Below are 12,767 nucleotides of genomic sequence, written 5' to 3' on the forward strand. Positions count from 1 at the left end.
CTGCTGAAACCCGCATCCCCGACACGGAAGTCACCATGCCCCGCTTCGACCTCTCCCCCGCCGAACTGCACGCCTACCGGCCGACCGTCGCCGAGCCCGCCGACTTCGACGCGTTCTGGCAGCGCACTCTCGCAGAGGCCCGCGCCCTCGCGCAGCCGGCTGAGCGCACCCGCATCGAGACGCCGCTCAGCCTCGTCGACGTGTACGACCTCAGCTTCAGCGGCTACGGCGGCGATCGTGTTCGCGGCTGGTACGTGGTTCCCGCGGGGGCGACCGGCCCGCTGCCGACGGTCGTCGAGTACAACGGCTACGGCGGCGGGCGCGGCCTCCCGCACGAGAGGCTCGGCTGGGTGGCATCCGGCTACGCGTGGGTCTTCATGGACACGCGCGGGCAGGGCAGCGGGTGGGGCACCGGCGGCTCGACCCCCGACCCGCACGGCACCGGCGCCTCGGCGCCCGGGTTCATGACCCGCGGCATCGACGACCCCGAGCAGTACTACTACCGCCGCGTGTTCACCGACGCCGCTCTGCTGCTCGACGCGGTGCGCACGCTGCCCGAGGTGGACGCCGACCGCATCGCGGTCACCGGCGGCAGCCAGGGCGGCGGCATCGCGATCGCCGCCGCCGGACTCAGCGACGGACTCGTGGGCGTGATGCCCGACGTGCCGTTCCTCTGCCACTTCGAGCGCGCGGTCGGGCTGACCGACAGCGACCCGTACCAGGAGATCGTGCGATATCTCTCAGTGCATCGGGAAGCCGTGGCGCAGACGTTCGAGACGTTGTCGTACTTCGACGGCGTGAACTTCGCCGCTCGCGCCGAGGCGCCCGCGCTGTACTCGGTCGCCCTGATGGACCCGGTCTGCCCGCCGTCGACCGTGTACGCCGCCGCGAATCGCCATCGTGGCGGCGCCGAAGTCGTGGAGTACGCGTTCAATCAGCACGAGGGCGGGCTCGGCGTGCAGTGGCAGCGTCAGGCGGCCTGGCTGGCCGAGCGCCTCGGCTGAGCACGGGCGACAGGCTGAGGCGGCCGGCCCAGATTCAGGCGGCGAGCGCGAGCCAGGCGGCGAATGCGAACCCGATGACGGTCGCGAGACCCGTCGACTCCGTCGCCTTCTTCTGCGCCTCGGGCACCATCGAGTCCACCAGCATGACGAGCAGGGCTCCCGCGGCGAAGCCGTTCGCTCCGGCGCGGAAGCTGTCGTCGACGACGGATGCCAGGGCGAACCCGCCCACGGTCGCGAGCGCGCAGAGCACGGCGACGCCCGCCCAGAGCAGCACCACGCGGCTCCGGCGCATCCCGCCCTCGAGCAGGTCGGACGCCGAGCCGATCGACTCCGGCAGGTTCGAGACGATGATGGCGACGATCAGGGCGACGCCCACGCCCTCACCCGAGGCGAGTCCGATGCCGAGCACGAGCTGTTCCGGGACGCCGTCGAGCAGGGCCCCGATCGCGAGCGAGCCGCCACCGGCATCCGCCTTCCGCTTCGCCTGCCGCGCATCGAGGATGCGTGCGGCGATGTAGTAGCAGAGCGCACCCGCGGCGACTCCGGCGATGAGCGGGCCGTGCCCGGCGAGCTCGACGCCCTGCTCCCACAGCTCGAAGGCGATGGACGCCATCAGCGCACCCGCTCCGAAGCCGAGGATGATGCCGAGCAGCCGTTCGGGCCACCTGCGCACGAGCGCGAGCAGCGCGCCGACCAGCAGCGGCGATGCCGCCACCGCACCCCACAGCACTGCCTGACCCATGGCCCCACGCTACTCGCGTGATCGGATTTTCCCCGCCGCACGAAACGCCGGAGTTCTCCTGAAACGCAGGAGAATCCGAGCACAGAGCTCCTGCGTTTCGAGAGAACTCCTGCACGGCATGCGTCGCGCCATCCGGCGGGGCGACACGCCGCGCGCCGATACACTTGAATCCATGTCCAAGGTGCTCCAGTCCCTCCCTGTCGGCGAAAAGGTCGGCATCGCTTTCTCCGGTGGTCTCGACACCTCCGTCGCCGTCGCGTGGATGCGCGAGAAGGGCGCCGTGCCCTTCACCTACACCGGCGACCTGGGCCAGTACGACGAGAGCGACATCGCGTCGATCCCCGGCCGTGCGCTGGAGTACGGCGCCGAGGCGTCGCGCCTGGTGGATGCCAAGACGGCGCTCGTCGAAGAGGGCTTCGTCGCTCTGCAGTGCGGCGCATTCCACATCCGCTCCGGCGGCAGGACGTACTTCAACACCACCCCGCTCGGCCGCGCGGTCACCGGCACCCTGCTCGTGCGCGCGATGCGCGACGACGGCGTCGACATCTGGGGCGACGGCTCGACCTATAAGGGCAACGACATCGAGCGGTTCTACCGCTACGGTCTGCTGGCCAACCCGCGCCTGCGCATCTACAAGCCGTGGCTCGACGCCGACTTCGTCACCGAGCTCGGCGGCCGCCAGGAGATGAGCGAGTGGCTCGTCGAGCGCGGCTTCCCGTACCGCGACTCGGCCGAGAAGGCGTACTCGACGGATGCCAACATCTGGGGCGCCACGCACGAGGCGAAGACCCTCGAGCACCTGAACGTCTCGCTCGAGACGGTCGACCCGATCATGGGCGTGAAGTTCTGGGACCCCTCGGTCGAGATCGCCACCGAAGACGTGACGATCACGTTCGAGGGCGGCCGCCCCGTCGCCATCAACGGCACCGAGTACAGCGACCCCGTCGCGCTCGTCATGGAGGCCAACACCATCGGCGGTCGCCACGGCCTCGGCATGAGCGACCAGATCGAGAACCGCATCATCGAGGCGAAGTCGCGCGGCATCTACGAGGCCCCCGGCATGGCGCTGCTGTTCATCGCACACGAGCGCCTGGTCAACGGCATCCTGAACGAAGACACCCTCGCGACGTATCACGAGCAGGGTCGCCGTCTCGGCCGGCTGATGTACGAGGGTCGCTGGCTCGAGCCGCAGTCGCTCATGCTGCGCGAGTCGATCCAGCGCTGGGTCGGCCTGACGATCTCGGGCACCGTCACGCTGCGGCTGCGCCGCGGCGACGACTGGACCATCCTCGACACCGAGTCGCCGAACCTCTCGTACGGTCCCGAGAAGCTCTCGATGGAGCGCGTCGGAGATGCGGCCTTCGGCCCGGTCGACCGCATCGGCCAGCTCACCATGCGCAACCTCGACATCGCCGACTCGCGCTCGCGCCTCGAGCAGTATGCGGGCCTGGGCCTTGTCGGCGGAGCGACCGGCGAGCTCGTCGGCAAGGTCACGGCCGGCCAGGCCGCCGAGATCTCGGCATCCGAGACCGACGACGAGCAGCTCGCCGAAGCGGTCGACCTGGCATCCGAGGGCGCAGCCTTCGACTCCGGCACAGACTGATCCCCCGAAAGGCGCGGATGCTACGGCATCCGCGCCTTTTGCGTGTCGGCCCCCGTTCTGCATCCGCGACGCTGAGAATTCACCGAAGTATGTTGCACACCACTGTGCAACATACGTATCCTTGAACCATGCCCCGCTCACCTCGCTCCGACGCGCTCGCGAATCGTGCCGGCATCCTCGACGCCGCGCGCAGCACGCTCGCGAATGACCCGCATGCCAGCGTCGACGTCATCGCGCGCAGCGCCGGCCTCAGCCGCCGCACGCTCTACGGTCACTTCGACGACCGCGACGCGCTGATCCGCGAGCTGATCGTGACGGGGGCACAGCGCTTCAACGCGATCGCCGAGTCGATCAGCGACGCCGACGCACGCACCGCGCTCGCACGCCTCGCCGCGCGGCTGTGGCAGGAGGCGGCGCACGTGCAGTTCGCCGCAGCGCTCGCCCTCGACGAGGCGCACGTCGAGCACACCGCCGACGCGCTCGCGCCCCTGCGCCGGGCCGTCGCGCAGCTCGTGCAGCGAGGCCAGGACGACGGCAGCTTCCGCACCGATATGGCGGCGCCCACACTCTCCCGCCTCATCGAAGAGGTCGCGCGCACCGTCGTCGCACGCACCGATGCGTCGAGCAGCGGGGCCGCTAACCTCGCCGTTCGTACCGTGCTCAGCATCGCTGGCCTGTCGTGGCGCGAGGCCGATGACCTGCTCACCGCCCACCCCGACATCACGGAGACACCCGCGTGAGCGACCCGACCATCGACGCCAAGCCGAACGCCTGGCGCGTCTACCGCCGCGACCTCGGCCGGCTGGCCCGCGTCAGCAAGGCGTGGATCATCATCATCGGCGTCATCGTCACCCCGTCGCTGTACGCGTGGTTCAACATCGTCGCCTTCTGGGACCCGTACTCGAACACGCAGCAGGTGAGCGTCGCCATCGTCAACCAGGACGCCGGCGCTTCGTCCGACCTCACGGGTCACATCGACGTCGGCGGCGAGCTCGTCGATCAGCTGAAGCAGAACGACAAGCTCGGCTGGCAGTTCGTCGACGAGGACGACGCGATGGATGCCGTGCGCAGCGGCCGCAGTTACGCCGCGATCATCATCCCGCCCGACTTCAGCCGCGACTTCCTCAGCATCACCACCGGCGAGTTCACCCGCCCGGAGCTGAAGTACTTCGTCAACGAGAAGGCCAACGCGATCGCGCCGAAGATCACCGATGTCGGCGCCTCGACCCTCGACAACCAGATCAACAGCACTTTCGTGTCGACGGTCGCCGAGGCGATCAGCGCGCAGCTGAAGGATGCCGGGCTGAGTGCGGAAGACCGCCTCAGCGACGCCCGCGACTCGACGGTCAGCGCGCTCGACGACGCGACCGGCAAGGTCTCGTCGGCACGTGATCGGCTCGCTGAGCTGCAGACGGGTCTGGAGGATGCCGCGAGCGGCATAGACCGGGCCTCCGCAACCCTCGGCAAGGTCGACCGCACGCTCGGCGAGGTGCAGGCCGCCGTCGGCCAGGCGCAGAAGATCGCCGCCGAGGCGCAGCAGGAGCTGCTCACCGTGACCGACAGCGTGACCTCGGCCTACGTCTCGGGCTCGACGCTGATCGCCGAGGCCGCCGCGAAGATGAACGGCTCGATCGCCACCCTCGCCGCGGGCCTGCAGCAGGCGAACGTGGCCGTCGGCACGACCGTCGACGACCTGACCGCCGTGATCGAGTCCAACGCCACGGCTCTCGACGAGCTGCAGGCCGTGCTCGACGGCACAGAGCCCGGCTCGCCCGCCGCAGAGCGCCTGAGCGCTGCGATCGACGCGCTGAGAGAGCGCAACGCCGCCGACCAGCAGGTGCTGAGCCAGCTCGAGCAGCTCAACACCGACGTCTCGAGCACCATCACCTCTGTCACCAAGGCGGCAGACAGCGTGAACGGCGCGGTCGGTCAGGCAGCCACCTCGGCGACGGCCATCCGCGACGCGCTCACACACAGCGTGCCGCAGCTGAACCGCGCGATGTCGCAGCTCTCGTCGAGCGCTGACGCCTTCTCGTCGGCGCTCGGCGCGCAGCGCACCCAGGTCGAGCAGGCGCAGAGCCTGCTCGACGACCTCAGGGCCCAGCTCGCCGGCACCTCCGACGCGCTCACCGCTCTCGACGGCGACCTCGCCGCGGCGGAGGGTGGGCTCGGCACCGTGCGCACCGACGTGCTCGCCCTCGGCTCGGCCGAGATCTGGAACAAGCTCAGCACCATCACCGGGCTCGAACCCGATGCGATCGCCCGGTTCATGGCCTCGCCCGTCGAGGTGGACACGAACGTGATGTTCCCGACGGCCGCCTACGGCTCGGCGATGGCCGCGCTCTTCACCAACCTCTCGCTCTGGATCGGCGCGTTCGTGCTCATGGTGATCATGCGCGTCGAGGTCGACACCGAGGGCGTCGAGGGCATCACCGTGCGACAGGCGTACATCGGCCGCTGGCTCCTGTTCGCGACGATCGTGATCTTCCAGGCCGCGCTGGTCACCATCGGCAACCTCGTGATCGGCGTGCAGACGGCGAATGCGCTCGCATATGTCGGTACGGGCATACTCATCGGGCTGGCGTACCTCAGCATCATCTACGCACTGTCGGTGTGCTTCGGAATCGTCGGCAAGGGCCTGTGCATCCTGCTGGTGATCTTCCAGATCCCCGGCGCCTCGGGTCTGTATCCGATCGAGATGATGCCCGACTTCTTCCGCGGGCTGTACCCGTTCCTTCCGTTCACGTACGGCATCGACGCGATGCGCGAGACGATCAGCGGCTTCTACGGCCTGCACTGGTGGCGCTTCATGGGCGCGCTGTCGATCTTCGTCGCCCTGGCCTGGATCCTCGGGCTCTTCCTGCGCGGCCGCCTGAGCAACTTCGCCCTGCTCTTCAACCGTCGTCTCGCCGAGAGCCAGCTCATGGTCAGCGAGGAGGTGCAGGTCACAGGTCGCCGCCGCACCCCGGAGATCATCCGCGCCCTCACGGACGGCGACGGCTTCCGCGCTGACGTCGCCGGGCGGGCGCAGCGCTTCGGCGAGCACTATCCCACGCGGCTGCGCCTGACGCTGCTCGTCGGCGCCGCCGGTCTCGTGGTGCTCGCACTCTGCGGCTGGCTGATCCCGGATGCCAAGGCGGTCGTGCTGGGCCTCGCCGCCCTCTGGTGCCTGCTGCTCATCGGCTTCGTCGTCACGCTGGAGTACATCAGGCAGAGCATCGAGCAGGCCGCCGAGATCGGCGCGATGCCGGATGCCGAGCTGCGCCGTGCCCTGTCGATCGATGACTCTGCGAAGGGCGAGGTGCTCACCGATGGGGATGGGACCGCGCCGGTGGGGGCCGCGACCTCCGCGTCGGCCGCGGCAGCCGGTGTCTCCGCCACCGATCCGGACGACGACACCGATACGGACGACGACACCGATACGGACGACGACACCGATACGGACGACGACACCGTCGCCTTCGACGAGCTGTTCGCGCCCGAGGAGGAGACGCGGGAAGCCGAGGCCCCGGCTGCGGAGGACGCCGCCTCCGAGGCGGTGGACGCCGCTCCCGGGCATCCGGAACCCGAACCGGAACCCGGGCCGACCACCGACACGCCGCACGAGAAGGAGGGCGACGAGTGAGCCACGTCATCGCCGTCATGCGCCACGACATCCGCCGCGCGACCAGCAGCGTCATGGTCGTCATCGTGCTGTTCGGGCTCGTCGTCATCCCGTCGCTGTTCACCTGGTTCAACGTCATCGCCAGCTGGAACCCGTTCGACAACACCCGCAACCTGACCGTGGCCGTCGCGAACACGGACGACGGATATCAGAGCGATCTCGTGCCGATCCGGCTCAACGTCGGCGAGCAGGTCGTCTCGGCGCTGCGCGCCAACGACGATCTGAACTGGGTCATCACCACCGAAGAGGACGCTGTCGACGGCACCCGCTCGGGCGAGTACTACGCGGCGATCGTGCTTCCGCCGACCTTCAGCGCCGACATGATGACCTTCTACACGAGTGGCGCCGACCGAACGCGCATCGACTACTACCTCAACGAGAAGAAGAACGCCCTCGCGCCGAAGGTCACCGACCAGGGCGCGAGTGAGGTGTCGACGAGCATCAACGAGGTGTTCACCGAGACTCTCGGCGAGGCGGGCATGAACATCCTCACCTCTCTCTCCGACTACCTCGAAGACGCCGACACCCAGGCCGCGCTGTCGAAGCTGCAGGCGCGTGCCGACTCGGTCGCGGCTCAGCTGCGCGCCGGGGCGTCGACCGCAGACATGTTCGGCTCGCTGATCGCATCGAGCAGGCCGCTGGTCGACAGCGCCTCGGGTCTCATCACCGGATCCGGCGACGCTCTGCGCGACGCAGGAGGGGCGCTCGGCGGCGGGAAGGACGCCGCCGCGTCACTCAAGAAGGTGCTCTCGTCGTCGGCCTCTGCGCTCGGCGACGCCCTGGCGCAGACCTCCGCCGGCTACCAGGGCGTGTCAGACAGCATCGACGAGGTCTACGCCGCGATGGACTCGCAGTCGGCGAGCGCCGCCGGCACCATCGGCTCCCTCGCCGACCGGGTGCAGGTGCAGATCGACCAGCAGCAGGAACTGCGCGACGGACTCGTGAACGATGTGCGTCCGCAGCTGCCCGAGAGCCTGCTCGACGCCTTCGACGCCTCGGTCTCGCGCATCGACGCCGCCATCGCCCGTCAGCAGGCGCTGCAGGATCGCCTGGACGAGGCCGCCTCCCAGGTGACGGATTCGAGCGAGTCGAGCCAGGCGACCCGCGACGAGATCAAGAAGCTCACCGCTCAGGCGAAGGCCGCCGTCGACGATGCGCGGCGCTCGTACACCGACGGCCTGCAGCCCAAGCTCGACGCACTCGCCTCGACGCTCTCGAGCATCGGCGGCGGAATCGACTCGATCTCAGGCGACCTGACATCGGCCGCGAACTCGCTCACCGGCTCGTCGTCGACCGGTTCGGGCCTGGCGGATGCCCAGAAGCTGACCACCGGCATCTCGGATTCGCTCACCGACACGGCCGACCGCTTCGCGCAGCTCAGCGCCGCGCTGACCACCGCGATCGACACGGGCGATCTCAGTGAGCTGACCGACGTGATCGGCGCAGACCCGCGCGCGCTCGCGATGCACCTCGCCGAGCCGGTCGAGCTGACCCGCGTGCCGGTGTACTCGGTCGTGAGCTTCGGCGCCGCCATGACCCCGCTCTACACCGTGCTCGCCCTCTGGGTCGGCGCGCTGCTCACCTCGGTCGCGATCCGCGTCGATCCGCCCCGGGACGGATCAACCGGCCTTCCCGACCTCTCCCCCACCGAGACCTATCTCGGACGGTTCGGCATCTTCGCGCTCGTCGCCTTCCTGCAGAGCACGCTCGTGTGCCTCGGCAGCGTGTTCTTCACGCAGGTGCAGCCACAGCATCCGTTCCTGCTCATCCTCGCCGGATGGGTGGCGGGTCTGGTGTTCACCCTGATCATCTACACGCTGGTGGTGACCTTCGGGAACGCCGGCAAGGCGCTCGCGGTGCTGCTGCTGGTGATCCAGATCTCGAGTTCGGGCGGCGCGTATCCGCTGCAGGTGCTGCCGCAGTGGTTCCAGAACATCAGCCCGTTCCTGCCCGCGACGCACGCCGTGAACGCGATGCGCTCCGCCATCGCCGGCGTGTACCAGAACGACTACTGGGTCTCGCTGGGCTGGCTGGCGTCGTTCGCGATCCCCGCCCTGCTTCTCGGCCTGGTGCTGCGGCGACCCTTCATCCACAGCAACCAGAAGATGCTGGCGGCGCTGAAGTCGACGAAGCTCATGTGATCTCGCCCGGCGAGTGGGTAGGATGCCAGGGCGCGCGCTTGCCCGAGACGCGCACCCGGACTCCATGACACGCAGTCCCACCTACCCCTCGAGGACTTTCCGCCGATGACGACCGATATCCCCTCTCCTGCACCCCGCCGACCCCTCGCATCCCGCATCGGCAGGATCGCATTCCTCGTGATCGCCGGGCTCGTCGTCGTCGCCGTCGCGGCTGCGTTCTTCGTCACCTGGACGATCCAGCGCTCCTTCCCGCAGACCTCGGGCGAGCTGTCGGTGGAAGGCCTTCAGAAGTCCGTCATCGTGCAGCGCGACGACCGGGGCATCCCCACCATCACCGCCTCGAGCGCCGAGGATCTGCTCTTCGCGCAGGGTTACGTGCACGCGCAGGATCGGTTCTTCGAGATGGACTTCCGCCGGCACGTGACCTCCGGTCGCGTGTCGGAGATGTTCGGCGCCTCGCAGGTCGGCACCGACAAGTTCCTGCGCACACTCGGCTGGCGCACCGTCGCCGAGCAGGAGGTCGAGGCGCTCGACGAGAAGACGCTCGGCTACTACCAGTCGTACGCCGACGGCGTGAACGCCTACCTGTCGTCGCGCTCCGGCGCCGAGCTCTCCCTCGAGTACGCCGTGCTCGGCATGCAGAACCCCGGCTACGAGCCCGAGCCCTGGGAGCCGGCCGACTCGGTCGCCTGGCTGAAGGCGATGGCCTGGGACCTGCGCACCAACATCGAGGACGAGACCGACCGCGCGCTGCTCGCCGCGCGGCTCAGCGCAGCGGTGCCGGACGGGGCGGATGCCGCCGACACGGCCGAGTCGATCCGCGCGATGATCGAGCGGGTCTACCCCGACTACCCGTTCGATCAGAACCCGATCATCGTCCCCGAGATCACGCCGGTCGAGCCCGTCGCGACCGACGCGGCCCCTGCCGCCTTCACCGGCGGAACGGCCGGCGTCACCGACGCGCTGCGCACCGTGCAGTGGCAGGAGGCCGAGAACGTCATCGAGGCGGCGAGCATGCTGCTCGGCGGCGCCGGCGAGGGCATCGGGTCGAACTCGTGGGTCGTCTCGGGCGATCTCACCGAGAGCGGGATGCCGCTGCTCGCCAACGATCCGCACCTCGGCGCCGCGCTGCCGTCGGTCTGGTACCAGGTGCAGCTGAAGTGCCGCGAGGTGAGCGAGGCCTGCCCGTTCGACGTCGGCGGGTTCTCGTTCTCGGGCATGCCCGGTGTGGTGATCGGGCACAACGCGAAGATCGCCTGGGGTTTCACCAACCTCACCACCGACGTCGCCGACCTCTATGTCGAGAAGATCGAAGGCGACTCGTACTGGCGCGACGGGAAGAAGCAGCCGCTCGAGGTCGAGAAGGACGTCATCAAGGTCGCCGGCGGCGAGGACGTCCCGCTGACCATCCGCCGCACCGCGCACGGCCCGATCATCTCCGGCCTCACCGACGACTTCACCGCCATCGCGGATGACCCGGTGGTCAGCGTCGGCGACGAGCCGCTCGTGCTCGAGGGCGCCCCCGAGATCCCGGCCGGCGACACCGCCGTGAGTCTGCGCTGGACCGCCCTCGACGCCGGCACCACGTCGAGCGCGCTGTTCGCCATGAACGTCGCGCAGGACTTCGATGACTTCCGCCTCGCGGCATCCCTCTTCGACGTCCCGGCGCAGAACCTCATCTACGCCGACCTCGAGGGCAACATCGGATACCAGGCGCCGGGGCGCCTGCCGATCCGCGGCGCCGGCGACGGCACCCTGCCCCAGCCCGGCTGGGACAGCACGTACGACTGGAAGGGCTTCATCCCGTTCGACGATCTGCCGGTCTCGTTCAACCCGCCCGAGGGCTACATCGTCACCGCCAACAACGCGATCGTCGGCGACGATTACGAGTACTTTCTGTCGAAGGACTGGGACTACGGCTACCGCGCCGCGCGGATCGCCCATCTGATCGAGCGCAGGTCGGCGGCGGGTCCGCTCACCGCTCAGGACATGCGCGACATCCAGATGGACGAGGAGATGTGGATCGGCAAGCAGCTCGCCACCGTGATGAGCGAGGTGCCCGTCAAGCGCACCGGCCCCAAGGCCGCCGTCGAGCTGCTGCGCACGTGGGACGCGCAGAACAAGCCCGACTCGGCGGCCGCGGCGTACGCGAACGTGCTGTGGTCGAACCTCGTGCACAACATCTTCCTCGAGCGGGAGGTGCCGATGCCGGTGGGCGATCAGGGCCGACTGTTCACGGTCGTCGGCGCGATGCTCGACGACGAGACCGATCCGCTCTGGGTGAACGACCGGATCGATGTCGACGACATGCGCTCGATGCTGGCGCTCTCGGCCGATCAGGCGTACGACGAGCTGGCCGGGCTGCAGGGCGAGGACGTCACGGCATGGCGCTGGGGCGACCTGCACGCGCTGTCGCTGACCCACGCCACCCTCGGCACGTCGGGCATCGCCCCGATCGAGATGCTCTTCAACCGCGGCCCGTACCCCGTCGGCGGCGGTGCCTCGGTCGTGAACGCCACCGGCTGGCGGCTCGGCGAGTCGTATGCGACCGTCACCGTGCCGTCGATGCGGATGCTCATCGACCTCGACGACTTCGACGCCTCGACGTGGAACCACCTCACCGGAGCCAGCGGCCACGCCTTCGCCGCGCACTACACCGACCAGACGAGCGACTGGGCCCAGGGCATCCAGAAGCCGTGGGCGTTCTCGACGAAGGCGGTGCAGAGGGCGACCGTCGAGAAGCTGGTGCTGACACCCGCCGGGTAGCGTAGAGGGATGCCGGAACGACTGCTCGCACCCGAGGGCATCCCCGCCGACATCGGCGAATTCACGCACGCCGGGGCAACCCTCGTGCACGAGGACTTCGGCGACGGCTCCAAGCCGATCGTGCTGCTGCACGGCATCGGCATGGGCCGCAGCGTCTACCTCGATCTGACCACCCATCTGCACGGCCGGGTGATCGGACTCGACCTGCCCGGCTTCGGAGAGGCCCCCGAGCCCGAGCGCGTGCTCACCATGGAGCGTCACGCCGATCTGGTCGCCGCGTTCCTGCGCACCCGCGGCATCCACGACGCCGTCGTGCTCGGCCACTCGATGGGCAGCCAGATCGCCGCCGAGATCGCGGTGCGCCACCCCGAGGTCGTGTCGGCTCTGGTGCTTGCCGGCCCCACCGTGAACAGCGCGTCGCGCAGCATCCGGGCCCAAGCCGGCTACCTGCTCTGGGATCTGCTGCACGAGAGACCGCAGGTGCTCTGGCGCGGGGCACGCGAGTACCTGCGCGGCGGCCCGAACCTGCTGACCAAGATGAAGGCGACGATCGTGCACCGTCCCGAGAACGCCTACCCGCGCGTGGGCGTGCCGGTGCTCGTCGTGCGCGGCCAGCGCGACCCGCTCGCGCCGATGACGTGGTGCCAGGAGATCGTCGACATGGTTCCGGATGCCCGGTTCGCCGAGATCCCCGACCACGGCCACGGCACGCTGATCAGCGACTCCGGTGGCGCGGCCGCCACGATCCGCGACTTCGTCCGCAGCGTCTGATCCGGCCTGCCGCGCGGGCTGCCGGCCGTCGTGCACACATGGCGGCGGATCCGACGCATGTCGGCTGAATCCACCG

Annotated in this window: 8 protein-coding genes; 7 read left to right on the forward strand and 1 reads right to left on the reverse strand. The window is 69.3% G+C overall.

Features of this window, described 5'->3' with window-relative positions:
* Positions 1 to 35 precede the first annotated feature (35 nt).
* On the forward strand, positions 36 to 1,004 hold the full coding sequence (locus tag V2S04_RS00455) for an acetylxylan esterase (RefSeq protein ID WP_413636563.1): 969 nt from the start codon (positions 36 to 38) through the stop codon (positions 1,002 to 1,004).
* A 34-nt stretch (positions 1,005 to 1,038) separates the two neighbouring features.
* On the opposite strand, the gene V2S04_RS00460 is transcribed toward V2S04_RS00455, so the two are convergent.
* Positions 1,039 to 1,746, reverse strand: a complete 708-nt coding sequence (locus V2S04_RS00460) for a hypothetical protein (RefSeq protein WP_340088181.1) — start codon at positions 1,744 to 1,746, stop codon at positions 1,039 to 1,041.
* A gap of 172 nt (positions 1,747 to 1,918) precedes the next feature.
* Here V2S04_RS00460 and argG point away from each other — a divergent pair, with 172 nt between their 5' ends.
* From argG to V2S04_RS00490, 6 genes are all read left to right on the forward strand, one after another.
* The gene (gene argG, locus V2S04_RS00465; RefSeq protein WP_413636565.1) at positions 1,919 to 3,349 is read left to right on the forward strand and encodes an argininosuccinate synthase; all 1,431 of its coding nucleotides are present in this window, start codon (positions 1,919 to 1,921) and stop codon (positions 3,347 to 3,349) included.
* 128 nt (positions 3,350 to 3,477) lie between these two features.
* Complete coding sequence (locus V2S04_RS00470) at positions 3,478 to 4,089, forward strand: TetR/AcrR family transcriptional regulator (RefSeq protein ID WP_413636567.1); 612 nt, start codon at positions 3,478 to 3,480, stop codon at positions 4,087 to 4,089.
* Positions 4,086 to 6,974, forward strand: coding sequence for a YhgE/Pip family protein (locus V2S04_RS00475; RefSeq protein ID WP_413636568.1), 2,889 nt, complete (start codon positions 4,086 to 4,088; stop codon positions 6,972 to 6,974). Before V2S04_RS00470 ends, V2S04_RS00475 begins: the two co-directional genes overlap by 4 nt.
* A complete protein-coding gene (locus tag V2S04_RS00480; protein ID WP_413636569.1) occupies positions 6,971 to 9,154 on the forward strand; it encodes a YhgE/Pip family protein in 2,184 nt (727 codons plus the stop codon). The genes V2S04_RS00475 and V2S04_RS00480 overlap by 4 nt, the downstream gene beginning before the upstream one ends.
* A gap of 105 nt (positions 9,155 to 9,259) precedes the next feature.
* Positions 9,260 to 11,920, forward strand: coding sequence for a penicillin acylase family protein (locus V2S04_RS00485; protein WP_413636571.1), 2,661 nt, complete (start codon positions 9,260 to 9,262; stop codon positions 11,918 to 11,920).
* Between the two features lie 9 nt (positions 11,921 to 11,929).
* A complete protein-coding gene (locus tag V2S04_RS00490; protein WP_413636572.1) occupies positions 11,930 to 12,691 on the forward strand; it encodes an alpha/beta fold hydrolase in 762 nt (253 codons plus the stop codon).
* Positions 12,692 to 12,767: the final 76 nt, after the last annotated feature.

The sequence above is a fragment of the Microbacterium sp. OR21 genome, from assembly GCF_047306785.1.
Classification (GTDB): domain Bacteria; phylum Actinomycetota; class Actinomycetes; order Actinomycetales; family Microbacteriaceae; genus Microbacterium; species Microbacterium esteraromaticum_E.